The sequence below is a fragment of the Caulobacter sp. AP07 genome, from assembly GCF_000281955.1.
Taxonomy (GTDB): domain Bacteria; phylum Pseudomonadota; class Alphaproteobacteria; order Caulobacterales; family Caulobacteraceae; genus Caulobacter.
On the sequence record NZ_AKKF01000229.1, the window covers coordinates 1 to 16356 of the forward strand.

At 69.2% G+C, this 16356-nt stretch carries 16 protein-coding genes; 6 read left to right on the forward strand and 10 right to left on the reverse strand.

Annotated features, from left to right (window positions below):
- Positions 1 to 130 precede the first annotated feature (130 nt).
- Positions 131 to 1093, reverse strand: a complete 963-nt coding sequence (gene mdh, locus PMI01_RS20525) for a malate dehydrogenase (protein ID WP_007673511.1) — start codon at positions 1091 to 1093, stop codon at positions 131 to 133.
- Positions 1094 to 1227: 134 nt separating this feature from the next.
- On the opposite strand from mdh, the gene PMI01_RS20530 reads away from it, so the two are divergent.
- On the forward strand, positions 1228 to 2277 hold the full coding sequence (locus tag PMI01_RS20530) for a MaoC family dehydratase (RefSeq protein WP_007673514.1): 1050 nt from the start codon (positions 1228 to 1230) through the stop codon (positions 2275 to 2277).
- Positions 2270 to 2695 (forward strand): HIT domain-containing protein, encoded by a 426-nt coding sequence (locus PMI01_RS20535; RefSeq protein ID WP_035037496.1) that lies wholly within the window; start codon positions 2270 to 2272, stop codon positions 2693 to 2695. The genes PMI01_RS20530 and PMI01_RS20535 overlap by 8 nt, the downstream gene beginning before the upstream one ends.
- 74 nt (positions 2696 to 2769) lie before the next feature.
- Here PMI01_RS20535 and PMI01_RS20540 read toward each other — a convergent pair whose 3' ends face one another.
- Positions 2770 to 3867, reverse strand: coding sequence for a hypothetical protein (locus PMI01_RS20540; RefSeq protein ID WP_007673518.1), 1098 nt, complete (start codon positions 3865 to 3867; stop codon positions 2770 to 2772).
- 16 nt (positions 3868 to 3883) lie between these two features.
- The gene (locus PMI01_RS20545) at positions 3884 to 4762 is read right to left on the reverse strand and encodes an HpcH/HpaI aldolase/citrate lyase family protein (RefSeq protein WP_007673520.1); all 879 of its coding nucleotides are present in this window, start codon (positions 4760 to 4762) and stop codon (positions 3884 to 3886) included.
- Between the two features lie 128 nt (positions 4763 to 4890).
- Here PMI01_RS20545 and PMI01_RS20550 point away from each other — a divergent pair, with 128 nt between their 5' ends.
- Positions 4891 to 5271 carry a DUF2237 family protein gene (locus PMI01_RS20550; RefSeq protein ID WP_007673522.1) on the forward strand — a complete coding sequence of 127 codons (381 nt, stop codon included), beginning with the start codon at positions 4891 to 4893 and terminating at the stop codon, positions 5269 to 5271.
- Between the two features lie 116 nt (positions 5272 to 5387).
- Here the strand turns inward: PMI01_RS20550 and PMI01_RS20555 are convergent, their stop codons facing one another.
- The 4 genes from PMI01_RS20555 to PMI01_RS20570 all read right to left on the reverse strand — a co-directional run bounded on the left by PMI01_RS20555 (position 5388) and on the right by PMI01_RS20570 (position 9084).
- Positions 5388 to 6770, reverse strand: coding sequence for an FAD-containing oxidoreductase (locus PMI01_RS20555; protein WP_007673524.1), 1383 nt, complete (start codon positions 6768 to 6770; stop codon positions 5388 to 5390).
- Between the two features lie 2 nt (positions 6771 to 6772).
- Positions 6773 to 7234, reverse strand: a complete 462-nt coding sequence (locus tag PMI01_RS20560; RefSeq protein WP_007673527.1) for a DUF4126 family protein — start codon at positions 7232 to 7234, stop codon at positions 6773 to 6775.
- Between the two features lie 108 nt (positions 7235 to 7342).
- A complete protein-coding gene (gene thpR / locus PMI01_RS20565) occupies positions 7343 to 7879 on the reverse strand; it encodes an RNA 2',3'-cyclic phosphodiesterase (protein ID WP_007673529.1) in 537 nt (178 codons plus the stop codon).
- A 152-nt stretch (positions 7880 to 8031) separates the two neighbouring features.
- Positions 8032 to 9084 (reverse strand): aldo/keto reductase, encoded by a 1053-nt coding sequence (locus PMI01_RS20570; protein WP_007673531.1) that lies wholly within the window; start codon positions 9082 to 9084, stop codon positions 8032 to 8034.
- 145 nt (positions 9085 to 9229) lie between these two features.
- On the opposite strand from PMI01_RS20570, the gene PMI01_RS20575 reads away from it, so the two are divergent.
- Positions 9230 to 9982, forward strand: coding sequence for a Bax inhibitor-1/YccA family protein (locus PMI01_RS20575; protein WP_007673533.1), 753 nt, complete (start codon positions 9230 to 9232; stop codon positions 9980 to 9982).
- A 130-nt stretch (positions 9983 to 10112) separates the two neighbouring features.
- Here PMI01_RS20575 and PMI01_RS20580 read toward each other — a convergent pair whose 3' ends face one another.
- The 3 genes from PMI01_RS20580 to acnA form a co-directional block, all read right to left on the reverse strand.
- Positions 10113 to 10439: a DUF2794 domain-containing protein gene (locus tag PMI01_RS20580; RefSeq protein WP_007673535.1), complete on the reverse strand. Its 327-nt coding sequence runs from the start codon at positions 10437 to 10439 to the stop codon at positions 10113 to 10115.
- A gap of 831 nt (positions 10440 to 11270) precedes the next feature.
- Complete coding sequence (locus PMI01_RS20585) at positions 11271 to 11981, reverse strand: DUF1223 domain-containing protein (protein ID WP_007673537.1); 711 nt, start codon at positions 11979 to 11981, stop codon at positions 11271 to 11273.
- A gap of 179 nt (positions 11982 to 12160) precedes the next feature.
- Entirely contained in the window at positions 12161 to 14848 is a 2688-nt protein-coding gene (gene acnA, locus PMI01_RS20590) for an aconitate hydratase AcnA (protein WP_007673539.1), read from the reverse strand.
- Between the two features lie 193 nt (positions 14849 to 15041).
- Between acnA and ccmA the strand changes: the two genes are divergently transcribed.
- Together ccmA and ccmB are read left to right on the forward strand one after the other, a co-directional pair.
- Positions 15042 to 15656, forward strand: a complete 615-nt coding sequence (ccmA, locus tag PMI01_RS20595; RefSeq protein ID WP_007673540.1) for a heme ABC exporter ATP-binding protein CcmA — start codon at positions 15042 to 15044, stop codon at positions 15654 to 15656.
- Positions 15653 to 16318 (forward strand): heme exporter protein CcmB, encoded by a 666-nt coding sequence (ccmB, locus tag PMI01_RS20600; protein WP_007673542.1) that lies wholly within the window; start codon positions 15653 to 15655, stop codon positions 16316 to 16318. The genes ccmA and ccmB overlap by 4 nt, the downstream gene beginning before the upstream one ends.
- The last annotated feature ends 38 nt before the right edge of the window (positions 16319 to 16356 follow it).

Consider the following 16356-nt stretch of genomic DNA (forward strand, 5'->3'; position numbering starts at 1 on the left):
CGGTGAGGGCGTGATCCCTCACCCTCCCACGCCTGCGGCGCGGGCCCCTCCCTCTCCCGCTGGGAGAGGGTGAAACAAAAAGGGCGGCCCCGCGAGGAGCCGCCCTTCCTTGTCTCGAAAGTCGAAAAGCCTAGACCAGCGACGGGTCGATGGCCTTGCAGGCTTCCATCAGGCCCTTCACCGACTCGACGGACTTGGCGAACATCGCCTTCTCCTCGTCGTTGGTTTCGAACTCGATGACCCGCTCCGCGCCGCCGGCGCCGATCACGACCGGCACGCCGACATAGAGGCCTTCCAGGCCGTACTGGCCGGTCAGGAAGGTGGCGCAGGGCAGGACGCGCTTCTTGTCCTTGATGTAGCTGGTGGCCATGGCGATGGCGCTTTCGGCCGGGGCGTAGAAGGCCGAGCCGGTCTTCAGCAGGGCGACGATCTCGCCGCCGCCGCCGCGGGTGCGCTTGACGATGCCGTCGAGCTCTTCCTGGGTCATCCAGCCCTGGCTGACCAGGTCCGGCAGCGGCAGGCCGCCGACCGTCGAGTGACGGACCATCGGCACCATGTCGTCGCCGTGGCCGCCCAGGGTCCAGGCGTGGATGTCTTCCACCGACACGCCGGTCTTTTCGGCCAGGAAGTAGGCGAAGCGCGCCGAGTCCAGGACGCCGGCCATGCCGATGACCTTTTCCTTGGGCAGGCCCGAGAACTGCTGCAGGGCCCAGACCATGGCGTCCAGCGGGTTGGTGATGCAGATGACGAAGGCGTTGGGGGCGTGGGCCTTGATGCCTTCGCCGACGGCCTTCATGACCTTCAGGTTGATGCCCAGCAGGTCGTCGCGGCTCATGCCCGGCTTGCGCGGCACGCCGGCGGTGACGATGCAGACGTCGGCGCCGGCGATCTCTTCGTACGAATTGGCGCCCTTCAGGACGACGTCCTTGCCGAACACGGCCGAGGCTTCGGCGATGTCGAGCGACTTGCCCTGGGGCGTGCCCTCGGCGATGTCGAACAGGATCACGTCGCCGAGTTCTTCACGAGCGGCGATGTGGGCCAGGGTGCCGCCGATCATGCCGGCGCCGATGAGGGCGATCTTCGCGCGAGCCATGGGGTCTCCGTCAGGGCTGTGGACGAGTAATGTCGGGGCGCGGTCTACGCCCGCAATCGCTCGGCCTCAAGCCCCCTTTCCCGTTTCGCTGCGGTGCGGCAAAACTGCCTGAACAACGATAAGGACACGCGGGGATGAGCAAGACCGATCCGGGGAACTATTTCGAGGACTTCAAGCTTGGCCAGGTGATCGTCCACGCCACGCCGCGCACGATCACGGCGGGCGACGTGGCCCTGTACACGGCGCTGTACGGCCCCCGGTTTTCGCTGTTCTCGTCCGACGTCTTCGCCGCCGACTGCGGCCTGGCCAGCGCGCCGGTCGATCCGCTGGTCGCCTTCCACGTGGTGTTCGGCAAGACCGTGCCCGACATCAGCCTCAACGCCGTGGCCAACCTGGGCTACGCCGAGGGCCGGTTCCTGGCCCCGGTCCATCCGGGCGACACCCTGACGGCGCGCTCGGAGGTGATCGGGCTGAAGGAGAATTCCAACGGCAAGACCGGGGTGGTCTATGTGCGAACCACCGGCGCCAACCAGCGCGGCGTGGCGGTGCTGAGCTATGTGCGCTGGGTGATGGTGCGCAAGCGCGACCCGGGCGCAGTGGTCGAGGGCCAGGCAGCGCCGCAGCTGGCCGGCGCGGTGACCGCCGAGCACCTGACCCCGCCGCCGGGCCTGAACTTCGCCAAGTACGACTTCGCCCTCGCCGGCGCGCCGCACGCCTATGAGGACTACGCGGTCGGCGAGAAGATCGACCATGTCGACGGCATGGTGGTCGAGGAAGCCGAGGCCCAGATGGCCACGCGGCTGTGGCAGAACACCGCCAAGGTCCACTTCAACCAGTTCGAACGGGCCAAGGACCCGTCGGGCCGGCGGCTGGTCTATGGCGGGGTGGTGATCTCGACGGCCAAGGCCCTGTCGTTCAACGGCTTGCAGAACGCCGGCCTGATCCTGGCGATCAACGGCGGCCGTCATGTCAGCCCCTATTTCGCCGGTGGCACGGTGTTCGCCTGGAGCCAGGTGCTCGACAAGGCCGACCTGAGCGCCTCGGTCGGCGCCCTGCGCCTGCGGCTGGTGGCGACGGTCGACCGACCCTGCGTCGACTTCCCCGACAAGGACGAGGCGGGCGCTTATGCGCCGGGCGTCATCCTCGACTTCGACTATTGGGCGGCGGTTCCGAAGCGTGGCTGAGTTCGCCCTCGATCCGGCCTTCGTGGCCACGGCCGTCGAACTCGGCGAGCTTCCCCTGTGCCATGCCCGCCTGCAGCTCGACGCCCGCTATCCGTGGGTGGTGCTGATCCCCCGGGTCGGCGGGGCGCGGGAGCTGGAGGACCTGTCCCCGGCCGACCGTGCGACGCTGATCGAGGAAACGGTCCTGGCCGGCGCCGCCGTCCGGGCGGTCGCCGCCGTGCTGGGTCTGGAGGTCGACAAGCTCAATGTCGGCGCGCTCGGCAACGTCACGCCGCAACTGCACGTCCATGTGCTGGGCCGCCGGGTCGGTGATCCGGCCTGGCCGGGGCCGGTGTGGGGGCATTCGGCGGGCCTCGCCTACGAACCGCAAGCGCTGGAGCGGGCGGTCGCGGCGGCGCGAAGGGCGTTGGGAATCTAACCCCAACATAACCACCGTCGTCCCGGGCACAGGGCCTGGGATGACGGTGTTGAAATTGAAACGAAAGAAAGAGGCTACCGCTTCCTTTTCCCCGACTTCTTCGCCGTGGCCTTGCCCTTGGCCGAGCCCTTCCCCTTGCTCGCCACGGCCTTGCCTTTCGCGCCCTTCTTGCCCTTCACGGCCGCCGCCTTGCCCTTGCCGCCCTTCCTGGCGACGGCGGCGCACTTGGCCTTGGCGGCTTTCAGGGCCTTGCCCTTCTTGCCCTTGGTCGAACAGGGGGCAGCCCTGGCCGGGGCCTCGGCGACGATCCGGGGCGCGGCGACGACCGGACGCGGCCAGATCACCGGACCTCGACCGGCCGGCGCATAGCCGGGCGGCAGGGTGGCCTGGGCCACGCGGCGGGCGGTGACGGCGGTGTCGACCCCGTTCTCGTTCAACGCGCCGACCCAGGCCCCGTCGCCGCGCGGCCGCAGGGTGACGGTCGCCAGCTGGCCGGGCCGGGGCGAGAAGCGGGCGGCCAGCTCGCCGGTCGAGCGGTCCACGAAGTCGATCAGGCCGGTCGAGCCCACCGTGCCGGGACGCCTCAGGTCGCGCCAGGCGCCCTCCAGCCCGCCATAGCCGCCGGCCGGATCGACGATCTGCAGGTCGTACAGCGCCGTCCCGTCGGGCCCGGTCAGCGACCAGGCGCCGTCCATCGGACCCTGCAGGCCCTGGGCGGCGAGGATCGAACCCTTGATCCGCAGGTCGTAAGCCTCGGCGGTGGGCATGTAGCCGCCCGGGACGGCGCCGGCCGCCTGGGCGGGCGCCTGTCCGGGTGGGGGTTCGGGCGCGGGGATCGGCAGGATGGTCGGTTTGTGCGGCGGCAGCGGGGCCTGGGCGGCCGGCTCCTCCTCATCGGTGGTCTGCGGTCCGCTCTGGGCGATCAGGTCGGCCAGGGGATCGACGGCCTGGTCGGCCGAGACCGCGGTGTCCGGGGCCGGCGGGGCGGTCACCAGGGGAACCGCTGCCTGGGGGTCGCCCACGACCGGCGGCGCGGACGGAACGGACGTGGCCGGCGCCGGCGCGCTCTGGACGCCGGGCGCGGTCGAGACCGGGGCCTCCTGGGTCGGCGTCTCTTGGGCCAGGACCGGAGCGGCGGAAAACGCCAGCAGGGAGATCAGGAGGGCGCGCATCGAGCCGGCTTCGTCCTCAGGCCGCGGAGCGTGCGGCGATGGCGGCGGCCACCGCCACCAGCCGTTCGGCCTGAACCAGGTGCAGGCGCTCGGCCATCTTGCCCTCGACCCGCAGCGCGCCCTTGCCGGCGTTCTCGGGCGCGGCGAAGGCGGCGATCACCGCCCGGCTCCAGGCGATCTCGTCCGGCGTCGGCGAGAAGGCGCGGTTGCAGATCTCCAGGTGCTTGGGATGGATCAGGGTCTTGCCGTCGAAGCCGAAGTCCACGGCCTGGCCGCAGACCGCCTCCAGCGCCGCCAGGTCGTCGATGTCGTTGTGCACCCCGTCCAGGATGGTCAGGCCGTGGGCCCGGGCGGCGGCCACCGACAGCGACAGAATCGGCAGGAAGGCCTCGCGGCCCGGGGTCTGGCGGGCCCGCATCTCCTTGGCCAGGTCGTTGACCCCCATCACCCAGCCGCTCAGCCGGGTGGTCCGCGCGGCGGCGGCGATCTCCCACAGGTGGAAGGCGGCCTTGCCGGTCTCGATCATCGTCCACAGCCGGGTGGCGGCCGGGGCCGCGTGCAGGGCGGCTTGGTAGGCGTGGACGTCGGCGGCGTCATTGACTTTCGGAACAAGAACCGCGTCCGGGCCCGCGTCGGCGGCGGCCTTCAGGTCGGCCTCGCCCCAGGGGGTGTCCAGGCCGTTGGTGCGGATGACGACTTCGCGGGGGCCGAAGCCGCCGGCCTTGACCGCCGCCACGGCGGCGTCGCGGGCCTCGGCCTTCATCTCCGGGGCCACGGCGTCCTCCAGGTCGAGGATGATCACGTCGGCGTCCAGGGTGCGGGCCTTGTCCACCGCCTTGGCATTGGAGGCCGGCATGTAGAGGGCGCTGCGGCGCGGCCGGGCGATGTCGGACATGAGGCTCCCGCTCGAGTTCCTGGTCTTGCCGTTCCTCTTAAGCATCTGGCGAGCGTCACCGGAAGTCGTCACGCATCCTGATGGCTGAACGGTGTCGAGATTCCCCCAAACGGGGGTAAGCTGGCGACATGACCACGCGCTATGACGACACCGCCAAGAACGTCCTGGGCCAGGAACTGCAGCCCTGCTCGCTGAACCCGGTGACCGGGTTCTACCGCAACGGCTGCTGCGAGACCGGGCCGCACGACCTGGGCCTGCACACGGTGTGCGCGGTGATGACCGACGAGTTCCTGGCCTTCTCGCGCGCCACCGGCAACGACCTGTCGACCCCGCGTCCCGAGTTCGCCTTCCGGGGCCTGGTGGCCGGCGACCGCTGGTGCCTGTGCGCCGGCCGCTGGAAGGAGGCGCTGGACGCCGGCGTCGCCCCGCCGGTGGTGCTGGAGGCCAGCCACGAGGAAATGCTGGCGGTGGTGACGCTGGGGGTGCTGAAGGACCACGCGGTGGCGTGATCCGCGGCCGGGGACATGCACTTGTGCGTGTCCCCAACCGATACTCGGATAGTTCACGCCGACGCTTTCCATGACGAGCGTGGGGACACGCACAAGTGCATGTCCCCGGCTGAGGATCAAACCAGCGGCTTCAGCTCGCCCAGCATGGTCGGGACCAGCTCCGACACCGTCGGGTGGATGTGCACCGCCCGCTGGATCGTGGTGTAGGGCGCCTTGGCGTACATCAGGTCGAGCATGCCGTGGATCACCTCGTCGCCGTTCAGGCCGAGGATCGCCGCGCCGAGGATCTGCTTGGTCTCCGCGTCGACCACCACCTTCATGAAGCCCTTGGTCTCGCCCTTCTCGACCGCTCGGCCGACCCGGGTCATCGGCCGCGTGCCGACCAGGGCCGGGCGGCCCGAGGCGCGGACCTCGGCCTCGGTCATCCCCACCCGGCCCAGCGGCGGGTCGATGAACAGGCCGTAGCAGGTGATGCGGTCGCTGACCCGCCTCGGATCATTGTCCAGCAGGTTGGCGGCGATGATCTCGAAGTCGTTGTAGGCGGTGTGGGTGAAGGCGCCCTTGCCGTTGCAGTCGCCCATCGCCCAGACGCCGGGGACAGTGGTGCGCAACTGGTCGTCGACGACGATGTAGCCGCGCTTGTCCACGGCGATCCCGGCCGCTTCCAGGCCCAGGTCGTCGGTGTTGGGCTTGCGGCCGATGGCCAGCAGCACGTGCGAGCCGGTGACCTGAGGCGCGCCGTCCTGGCAGGTGACGTGGACGCAGACGCCCTCATCACAGGGCGCGAAACTGATGCATTCGGCGTTGAGGCGGATATTGACCCCCTCGCCTTCCAGGATCTCGCGCACGGCGTCGGAGATTTCCGGGTCCTCGCGGCCGATCAGCCGGGGGCCCATCTCGACCACCGTGACCTCGGCGCCGAAGCGCCGGTACATCTGGGCGAACTCCAGGCCGATATAGCTGCCGCCGACGATCACCAGGTGACGCGGCAGGGTGTCGAGCTGCATCATCCCGACATTGGTCAGGTACTGGATGTCGCCCAGGCCCGGCATGTCCGGCGCGTTGGCCCGGCCGCCGACATTGATGAAGATCTTCGGGGCGGTCAGCAGGTCGTCGCCGACCCGCACGGCGCCCGCCGACTCGAAGCGGGCGTGGTTCTGGATGACCGTGCAGCCTGTCATGCCGCCCAGCCAGGTCTCGAGATTGCGGCGGGCGTTGAGGGTGACGGCCTGGGCGCGGTCGTGGACCGTCTTCATGTTGACCCCGACGGGGCCGTCGAAGGTCACGCCATAGTCGGCGGCGCGGCGGGCCAGGTGGGCGGCGTAGGCGCTGGCCACCAGGGTCTTGGTCGGCATGCAGCCGGTGTTGACGCAGGTGCCGCCCAGCAGCTTGCGCTCGACCAGGGCCACGGTCTGGCCGGCGGCGGTCAGCCGGCCGGCCAGCGCGGGGCCCGCCTGGCCGCCACCGATGATGATGGCGTCGAAGGTCCGGGTCGCCATGCCTAGAGGGCCGAGACGATCAGGGCCGCGCCGCCGACCGCGACCAGGTCTTCCAGCAGGGCGGCCGGCAGGTCCTTGCCGAACGCCTTGGCCAGGCGGCCGCGCAGGTCGGCGCCGGCCAAGGTGCCGACCACCGCGCCGATCGCGCCGGCGATGGCCCCGCCGATCCAAGCCCCGCCCGTCATGCCGATCGCCGCGCCGCAGAAGGCGCCGGTCAGGATGCGGGTCCCGAACTGCACCGGCACCTTGCGGCTGGGGGTCTTGGGCAGCTGGTCGGCGACCAGTTCCAGCACCGCCAGGGCGGTGAGGACCCAGGTGACGATATTGCCGCCCAGCCAGGCCAGCGGCGTGCCTTGCAGCGGAATGAGGCCCAGGTGCGCGCCCCAGGCGACGGCGGCGGGGGCGGTCATGGCCCGCAGGCCGGCCACCACCCCGATCAGCAGGGCGAAGAGATAGAGGGACATCGCGGGCTCCGTCCGTTGAGCGTCACCGTGATCTGGCGCGCGCTGGGAGCAAACCGCAAGTATCGGTGGTGTTCTTGGACGTTTCGGCCCTCGTGGAACGGGCTCGCCTCACCCCAGCGGATATTCCGCCTCCAGCCGGTAGGCCGAACCCTCGCTGGTGCGCCAGCTGGAATAGAGCCCGAAGCGGTCGACGCGGAACGGCGGCGAGCGCAGCAGGTTGTGGCCCTGGATCCAGGCGGCGACCTCGGGGACGGGCGGCCGCTTCAGATAGGCCAGGGTGACGTGCGGCGTGTAGGCCCGGGCCTCGGGCTTGAGGCCGGCCCGGCGGGCGGCGGCCTCGTTGGCCTTGGCCAGGTGGCGCAGGTCGGGGCTCTCGGCCACGCCGACCCAGACGGCGTGAATCTCGACCCCCTCGCCGAAGTGGCCGACGCCGGCCAGCGACAGGTCGAAGGCCGGGGCGTGGATGGCCTGCAGTTCCTCGTCCAGGTCGGCGGCCTGCGTCTCCTGGACGTCGCCGATGAACTTCAGGGTGATGTGGAAGGCCTCCACGGGCCGCCAGCGGGCGCCGTCGATGCCGTACTGGCGCGGGACGAGGTCCTCGCCGAACTCGCGAGGCAGGGCGATGGCGGTGAACAGGCGGATCATGGGCTTTCTTACCTCCGACCGGTCCGTCCGACAAAACCCTCCCCTGTGGGGGAGGCGGCCGTAGGCCGGTGGGGGGAGTCATTGGCCCTCTCAGCATACTCCCCCCTCCGTCGGCTGCGCCGACACCTCCCCCACAGGGGGAGGACCTGTTCCTACGGACACGGGTTCGGTTGCAGCGCGTGCAACGCGTTGACCGCCTTTTCCATCTCCTCGGTCCAGGTCACGTCGAAAGCGCCGATATTGGTCTTCAGCTGGTCCATCGAGGTCGCGCCGATGATGGTCGAGGTGACGAACTCCCGGGTGTCGCAGAACTTCAGGGCCAGCTGCGCCGGGTCGAGGCCGAAATGGCCGGCCAGGTCGACATAGCCGCGGATCGCCGGTTCGGCGCCGGGGCCCTCGTAGCGCTGCATGCGGTTGTAGAGCGCCTTGCGCGAGCCCTCCGGCAGCTTGCCGTCCAGGTACTTGCCGGTCAGGGCGCCCTGGGCCAGGGGCGAATAGGCCAGCAGGCCGACCTGTTCGCGCATGGCGATCTCGGCCAGGCCGTATTCGAAGGTGCGGTTGGCCAGGTGGTAGGCGTTCTGGATCGAGGCGATGCGCGGCAGGCCGCGCGTCTCGCTCTCGGCCAGGAAGCGCATCACCCCCCAGGGGAATTCGTTGGAGACCCCGATCGACCGCAGCGTTCCCTTCTTCACATGCTTGTCCAGCGCCTCGAGGATGTCGCCGAACGTCTCGAAGTCCTGCTCGTAGTCCTTGTAGGTCTGGCCGCCGAACACCCGCACCGGCCGGTCGGGCCAGTGCAGCTGGTAGAGGTCGAGATAGTCGGTGTTCAGGCGCTTGAGCGAGCCCTCGACCGCCTCGTCGATCTGGGCGCGGGTCTGGCGGGTGGAGCCGCCGTCGGCGCGCATCCAGCTCAGGCCGCCGAAGGCGCTGCCCCGCCCGGCGACCTTGGAGGCCAGGACGATCTCCTGGCGCTTGCCGGTCTTCTTCAGCCACGAGCCGATATGGCGCTCGGTATTGCCCTGGGTCTCTGGGCTGGGCGGGCTGGAATACATCTCGGCGGTGTCCCAGAAGGTCACGCCCTGGCCCAGGGCGTAGTCCATCTGTTCGTGGGCTTCCGCCTCGCTGTTCTGCGAGCCCCAGGTCATCGTGCCCAGGCAGCAGCGCGAGACCTGGATGCCGGTCCGGCCGAGTTCCACGTAATCCATGTCGCCTCGCTAAAGTTTGTCTGGCGTCTATTTACGAACGGGCAAGCGCCGCGGAAAGCGCAACATCTTGCATGATACTCGCGCTGCCCCGATATTCAGGATGCGTCCGACGAGGACGTGATGCTTTTCGAAGGGCTTTACCCCGATGAACGACCTCAACCGCGGCTACGCGCGCTCGATCCCGGTGGATCGCGCCGACATGTCGGTTGACGCCGGCCTGCGTAGTTTCATGCTCGGCGTCTACAACAAGGTGGCGCTCGGCCTTCTGCTGTCGGCCGGCCTGGCCTTCCTGACCAGCGCCTACGCGCCGGTCACCAACCTGCTCTATCTGGTGACCCCGGACGGCCGCCTGGCCGGCTTCACCCTGCTGGGCACCGTGATCCGCTTCGCGCCCATCGTGATGATCCTCATCTCGATGTTCGCGATGAAGAACCCCACCGCCCGCTCCTCCGGCATCTTCTACTGGGCGCTGGTGGCGACCATCGGCGCCGGCCTGGGCGTCTGGCTGCTGGCCTATACCGGCGCTTCGGTGGCCCAGACCTTCCTGATCACCGCCATCGCCTTCGGTGGGCTGAGCCTGTTCGGCTACACCACCAAGAAGGACCTGACCGGTTTCGGCAGCTTCCTGATCATGGGCCTGATCGGCCTGGTGGTCGCCTCGCTGGTGCAGGCGATCTTCCACCTGCCGGGCCTGAGCTTCATCATCAGCGTCCTGGGCGTGCTGATCTTCTCGGGCCTGATCGCCTACGACACCCAGAACCTGAAGATGAGCTACTACCAGATGGGCGGCGACCAGCAGTCGATGGCCGTGGCCACCAACTACGGCGCGCTGAACCTCTATCTGAACTTCATCAACCTGTTCCAATTCCTGCTCAGCATCTTCGGCAGCCGCCGCTAGACGCCAGGCTAGGCCTGAAACGACGAAGCCCCGGCGGGAAACCGCCGGGGCTTTTTTATTCCTCCCCCGTGAAGCGGGGGAGGTGGCGCGATGCGAATACGCATCGTGACGGAGGGGGCGTCACCGCCTCTCAATCCACCACCTTGAACCGCCCCTTGTCGAACATCCGCAGCACCTGCCCCAGGTCGTGGCCGCGCTTCAGCGTCAGGCCGCCCTGGCCGATCACCGCCCATTCGCCCTGCTTGCGGGCCAGGGCCGGGTGCTTCTCGATGCGGTAGAGCGGCGACTCGGCGGCGTGGCGAAATACCGAGAACACCGCGTGGTCGGCCAGGCCCGCCATGCCGTAGTCGCGCCATTCGCCGGCCGCGACCATCCGGCCATAGAGCCGCAAGAGCTGGTCGATCTCTCGACGCTCGAAGAAAACGACACCGGGGGCGGGACGGGAATCCAGGGCCATCGGACGAATCCTAAACCCAAATCAGGTCTCGACGCGAGCGCCGCCGTGCGGGTTCCGCCAAGCGTTGCCGTGGGGCGACAGGGGCGGCCAATAATCCCGGCCTCGCCGCGACCCGCCACGGAATGACCTTAATTCGGACTTTCGGCCGCCTGTTTGCCCCAGCAGTTTGACGGTGTCGGCTGATCGGAACCCCCGCGGTTCAGGATCCTGAACAGCCCCCCCAGCCCCCTTTATCGTGGGCCGGTCGGCCGACAGAGCCCTCCAAGAATATCCCTGAGACCCCGCGTGGCGCCCCTCTCCACGCGGGGTTTTCGCGTGCGCGCTCCACTTTCTTCGCATCGTTTTCGCGGAAAACCGGTTCCCACCTTTCCGCACGATGCTCCCCGACCGGCCGAACACACCGGCGACACGAACGGCCGCGAAACGACCTTGATCGCGCCCTTCCGAAGCCCGGTTGCGGCGGCATAAATCCAGTGTCGGCTGATCGGACGTCTCGGGTCCGGAACTGATTGCCCCCCAGCCCCTCCTGGGCTCGAAGCCCCGGTCGGCCGACAATCCCCTCCCCCTAAGAGGCCCGCGCGTTCGTCCCCTCGATGCGCGGGCCTTTCTTTATGCCTCCCCCCGTGGGGGAGGTGTCGGCGTAGCCGACGGTGGGGGTCGCATGATCTTCAAGCAAAACGGTTGTCATCCCGGACAAGCGCGCAGCGCGCCGATCCGGGACCGACGCCTGAGCGCCGCGCTTCCGGCGGTTCCGGATCGGCGCTTCGCTTGTCCGGGATGACAACCGTTTTTGTATTTGGGACTCCTTGCACACAGCAGGGAGGCGGAAGCCTACTTCGTCTCTTCCTGCAACACGCCGATCACCCGGCCGCCCTTGGCGCCCTGGACGATGATCACCGTCTTCAGCGCGTCGTCGCTGGACGCGGTCAGGCGATAGAGCTTGGGCCGGCCGGCCCACGGCCCCAGCCGGGTCAACTCGCGCACCACGTTGCGATGCACCAGGGTCTGGCCGCGGTTGTCGCCGCGCTTGACGGCGATCTCCTGCTCGCGCGGGTCGTAGCGCACCAGCCAGACCTCGCCGCCGCCGCGCGGAGCGGGGGCCGAGCCGACGGCCACGCGGCTGTCGCCGACGAATTCCATGTCCGGAGGGTTGGCCGGGGCCTTGGCCGCGGCCCTGACCAGGGTCTCGACGGCCTCGGCCTTGGCGCCGGAGGCCTGTTCGCGGCCCGAGATCACCACCTGCGGGGTCGGCACGTCGCGCAGCGAGAACTTCTGGGCGTAGGCCCGCTGGCGCGACGCGAAGGCCGGCTTGGCGAAGGTGTCGCTCCAGCCGAGATAGTCCCAGTAGTCGACCGAATAGGTCAGGGCCAGCACGCCCTTGTCGTCGGCCAGGTCGGCGACCACCTGGTTGGCCTTGCCGCAGGACGAGCAGCCCTGGGCGGTGAACAGCTCGACGACCACCGGCGGCTTGGCGGCGAGCGCCGACCCGGCCGTGAGGCTCGCGAGAGTTGTGACGAGAAGAGTGAGGAAGGCCTGACGCATGTGCGGGGCACTTAAGCCAAGATCGTGCCCGCTGGCCGTTCACGAGGCCGTGAAGGCGGCGTTCTTCCGGGTCTTTCAGGACAAAAGCGGCCGCCCGACGCGCGCGCAAAGAAAAAGCCGGGCCCAAGGGACCCGGCTTGATCTTGTCGAAGGCTCGAAAGCCCGTGACCGTCGTGCGGTTAGTCGGCTTTCGCCAGGTTGCGCAGGACGTAGTTCAGCACGCCGCCGTTCTTGAAATATTCAAGCTCGGTGGGGGTGTCGATGCGGCAACGGACCGGGAAGCGGGCGATGCGGCCGTCGGTCGGGCGGTAGAGCTCGACGATCAGCTGCTTGCGCGGCGCCAGGTCCTGCAGGCCGCGGATCGAGACGATCTCCTCGCCCGTCAGTTCCAGCTTCTGCCAGCCTTCCTGCACGAACTGCAGCGGCAACACGCCCATGCCCACCAGGTTCGAACGGTGGATGCGCTCGAAGCTCTCGCAGATCACCGCGCGGACGCCCAAGAGCTTGGTGCCCTTGGCGGCCCAGTCACGCGAGCTGCCGGTGCCGTATTCCTTGCCGCCGAACACCACGGCCGGACGGCCCTCGGCCTGGTACTTCATCGCCGCGTCGTAGATCGACATCACCTCGCCCGAGGGGAAGTGCTTGGTCACGCCGCCTTCGATGTCCGGGGTGATCTTGTTGCGGATGCGGATGTTGGCGAAGGTGCCGCGCATCATCACCTGGTGGTTGCCGCGACGCGCGCCGTAACCGTTGAAGTCCAGGGGGTCGACGCCGTGGTCGATCAGGTACTGGCCAGCGGGGCTGGTCTTCTTGATCGAACCGGCCGGGCTGATGTGGTCGGTGGTGATCGAGTCGCCGAACACCGCCAGGACGCGGGCTTCCACGATGTCGGTGACCGGAGTCGGGGTCATCGACATGTTGGGGAAGTAGGGCGGGTTCTGCACGTAGGTGCTGTCGCCCTCCCAGGCGTAGGTCTGGCCGCCGGTGATCTTGATCCCCTGCCAGTTCTTGTCGCCCTTGAAGACGTCGGCGTAGCGGGTGGCGAACATCTTCTCGGTGACCGCCTTGCGCTGGACGGCGGCGATCTCCTCGTTGGTCGGCCAGATGTCCTTCAGGAAGACGTCGTTGCCCTTCTTGTCCTGGCCCAGCGCCTCGGTGGTCAGGTCGATCTTCATCGAGCCGGCCAGGGCGTAGGCCACCACCAGCGGCGGCGAGGCCAGGTAGTTGGCGCGGACGTCCGGGTTCACCCGGCCTTCGAAGTTGCGGTTGCCCGACAGCACCGAGCAGGCCACCAGGTCGGCGTCGTTGACGGCCTTGCTGATGTTCTCCGGCAGCGGGCCGGAGTTGCCGATGCAGGTGGTGCAGCCGTAGCCGACCAGGTTGAAGCCCAGGGCGTCCAGGTGCTTGGTCAGGCCGGCCTTCAGCAGGTAGTCGGTGACCACCTGCGAGCCGGGGGCCAGCGAGGTCTTCACCCACGGCTTGGCCTTCAGGCCCTTGGCCACCGCGTTCTTGGCCAGCAGGCCGGCGGCGATCAGCACGCTGGGGTTGGAGGTGTTGGTGCAGCTGGTGATGGCCGCGATGACCACGTCGCCGTGGCCGACGTCGAAGTTTTCGCCCTCGACCGGCACACGGGCGGCCGGGGCCTCGGCCTTGCCGAACTCACCGGCCAGGGACTCGGCGAACTTGGCGGCGGATTCGGTCAGCAGCACGCGGTCTTGCGGACGCTTGGGGCCGGCCAGCGACGGCAGGACGGCCGCCAGGTCCAGCTCCAGGCTGTCGCTGAAGGTCGGCTCGGCCACGCCGGGCTCCCACCACAGGCCCTGGGCCTTGGCGTAGGCTTCGACCAGGGCGACGCGGTCGGCGTCGCGGCCGGTGCCCTTGAGGTAGGCCACGGTCGAGGCCGAGATTGGGAAGAAGCCGCAGGTGGCGCCGTATTCCGGGGCCATGTTGGCGATGGTCGCCTGGTCTTCCAGGGTCAGGTTGGCCAGGGCGTCGCCGTAGAACTCGACGAACTTGCCGACCACGCCCTTCTTGCGCAGCATCTGGGTGACGGTCAGCACCAGGTCGGTGGCCGTCGCGCCTTCCGGCATGGCGCCGGTCAGCTTGAAGCCGATGACTTCCGGGATCAGCATCGGGATCGGCTGGCCCAGCATCGCGGCCTCGGCCTCGATGCCGCCCACGCCCCAGCCCAGGACCGACAGGCCGTTGACCATGGTGGTGTGGCTGTCGGTGCCGACGACGGTGTCGGGATAGGCGGTGGTCACGCCCTCGGCTTCGTTGGTCCAGACGGTCTGGGCCAGGTATTCCAGGTTCACCTGGTGACAGATGCCGGTGCCCGGGGGCACGACGCGGAAGTTGTTGAACGCCGACGAGCCCCAGCGCAGGAAGCGGTAGCGCTCGAGGTTGCGCTCGTACTCGCGCTTGACGTTGTCGTCGAAGGCCTTCGGGTTGCCGAAGTTGTCGACCATCACCGAGTGGTCGATGACCAGGTCGACGGGGTTGAGCGGGTTGATCTTGGCCGGGTCGGCGCCCAGCGCCACCATGGCGTCGCGCATGGCGGCCAGGTCGACGACGGCCGGAACGCCGGTGAAGTCCTGCATCAGCACGCGGGCCGGGCGGAAGCTGATTTCGTGCTCGACGCTGCCCTTGTTGACCAGCCAGTTGGCGACGGCCTTGAGGTCGTCTTCGCGAACCGAAACGCCGTCTTCATAGCGCAGCAGGTTCTCGAGCAGCACCTTCATCGACACCGGCAGCTTGCTGGTTTCGGTCAGACCCGCTTCCTCGGCGGCGCGAAGGCTGTAATAGACGTAGGTCTTGCCGCCGACGACGAGTTCGCGGCGGGTTTTGAGGCTGTCTACAGACGCCATTTCGGGAGATCCCTTCTCTGTCCACGGCCGCCGGAAAACCACTCCCGGGATCGCGCGATCGAGGCGGACCCACAGCGTCCATCCCCGCGCCGCGTACGCCCCATCCAATGTGGAGGGTGACGGCCGAGGGCTTCTTAGCCCTCGTCGTCGGCAACGTCCATGCACAGGGCAGGGTCTTGGGGTCATTGGACCTATGTTGAGAACTATTCGCATCAAGGACTTAAGTCTTGTTCGCGGCGAACGACGGCTGTTCTCGGGGCTGGACCTGGAGATCCAGGCCGGCGAAGCGGTGGCGCTGACGGGACGCAACGGCGCCGGCAAGACCAGCCTGTTGCGGGCCGTGGCCGGACTTCTGCGCCCGGATGCGGGAACCGTGGCGTTCCACGGCGCGGCCGGCGAACTGGAGGCCGAGACGGCCCGGGCCGAGGCGCTGCACATGGTCGGCCACCACGACGGCCTGAAGTCGACGCGCTCGGCCTGGGAGGAGCTGCTGTTCCAGACCCTGTGGACCGGCGGCTCGGAGGCCTCGGCCCGCGCCGCCGCGACCCGGCTGGACCTCGACCGCCTGCTGGACCTGGAGATCCGTCGGCTGTCGGCCGGCCAGCGCCGGCGCGTCGCCCTGGCCCGGCTGCTGGCCAGCCCGCGGTCGCTGTGGCTGCTGGACGAGCCGATGGCCCCGCTGGACGCCGGTCACCGCGAGGGGTTCGGCGCGCTGATGGCCCAGCACCTGGCCGGCGGCGGCATGATCCTGGCGGCGGTGCACGATCCCCTGCCCATCCCGGCCCGATCCGTGGAGATCGGAGGATGAGCGCCTTCCTCGTCCTGCTGCGGCGCGAGCTGGCCCTGGCCTGGGGCAAGGGCGGCGGGCCGCTGCTGGCCCTGGCCTTCTACGCCTGCGTCGTCACCCTGCTGCCCCTGGCGGCCGGCCGCGCGCCCGAGCGGCTGGCCGCGCTGGCCCCCGGCATCGCCTGGCTGGCCCTGGCCCTGGCCGCCCTGCTGTCGCTGGAGCGCCTGTTCGAGCGCGATTTCGAGGACGGGGCGCTGGACCTGCTGGCCCTGGGGCCCGCGCCGTTGGAGGCGGTGGCCGTGGCCAAGTGCCTGGCCCACTGGCTGGCGGCCGGGGCGCCGCTGGCGCTGGCCGCGCCGGTCGCCGCCCTGGCCCTGGGGGCTTCGTCGGCGATCATCCCGCTGCTGATCGTCTGCGCCCTGGCCGGCGGCCTGGCCTTCTCGTTCCTCGGCGGGCTGGGCGCCAGCCTGGCCCTGGGCAGCAAGCGCGGCGGTCTGCTGGTGGCGGTGATCGTCCTGCCGCTCTACGTGCCGCCGGTGATCTTCGGGGCCGGGGCCCTGGACGCCCTGGCCGGTGGGTTGCCGTGGACCGGCGGCCTGCTGCTGCTGCTGGCCTATTCGGCCGCGGCGGTCGCGCTCGGGCCCATCGCCATGGCGGCGGCCTGTCGGAATGCGTTGGATTAGGGGCCGCCCACCAAAAACCCTCTCTCATAGAGAGAGGG

Bases quoted from the DNA above. Each gene is read 5' to 3' on its own strand.
- PMI01_RS20540 (WP_007673518.1), bottom strand. From the start codon at position 3,867: ATGCGCGCCCTCCTGATCTCCCTGCTGGCGTTTTCCGCCGCTCCGGTC.
- mdh (WP_007673511.1), bottom strand. From the start codon at position 1,093: ATGGCTCGCGCGAAGATCGCCCTCATCGGCGCCGGCATGATCGGCGGC.
- PMI01_RS20550 (WP_007673522.1), top strand. From the start codon at position 4,891: ATGACCACGCGCTATGACGACACCGCCAAGAACGTCCTGGGCCAGGAA.
- PMI01_RS20570 (WP_007673531.1), bottom strand. From the start codon at position 9,084: ATGGATTACGTGGAACTCGGCCGGACCGGCATCCAGGTCTCGCGCTGC.
- PMI01_RS20585 (WP_007673537.1), bottom strand. From the start codon at position 11,981: ATGCGTCAGGCCTTCCTCACTCTTCTCGTCACAACTCTCGCGAGCCTC.
- PMI01_RS20530 (WP_007673514.1), top strand. From the start codon at position 1,228: ATGAGCAAGACCGATCCGGGGAACTATTTCGAGGACTTCAAGCTTGGC.
- ccmA (WP_007673540.1), top strand. From the start codon at position 15,042: ATGTTGAGAACTATTCGCATCAAGGACTTAAGTCTTGTTCGCGGCGAA.
- PMI01_RS20575 (WP_007673533.1), top strand. From the start codon at position 9,230: ATGAACGACCTCAACCGCGGCTACGCGCGCTCGATCCCGGTGGATCGC.
- PMI01_RS20580 (WP_007673535.1), bottom strand. From the start codon at position 10,439: ATGGCCCTGGATTCCCGTCCCGCCCCCGGTGTCGTTTTCTTCGAGCGT.
- PMI01_RS20555 (WP_007673524.1), bottom strand. From the start codon at position 6,770: ATGGCGACCCGGACCTTCGACGCCATCATCATCGGTGGCGGCCAGGCG.
- PMI01_RS20560 (WP_007673527.1), bottom strand. From the start codon at position 7,234: ATGTCCCTCTATCTCTTCGCCCTGCTGATCGGGGTGGTGGCCGGCCTG.
- thpR (WP_007673529.1), bottom strand. From the start codon at position 7,879: ATGATCCGCCTGTTCACCGCCATCGCCCTGCCTCGCGAGTTCGGCGAG.
- ccmB (WP_007673542.1), top strand. From the start codon at position 15,653: ATGAGCGCCTTCCTCGTCCTGCTGCGGCGCGAGCTGGCCCTGGCCTGG.
- acnA (WP_007673539.1), bottom strand. From the start codon at position 14,848: ATGGCGTCTGTAGACAGCCTCAAAACCCGCCGCGAACTCGTCGTCGGC.
- PMI01_RS20545 (WP_007673520.1), bottom strand. From the start codon at position 4,762: ATGTCCGACATCGCCCGGCCGCGCCGCAGCGCCCTCTACATGCCGGCC.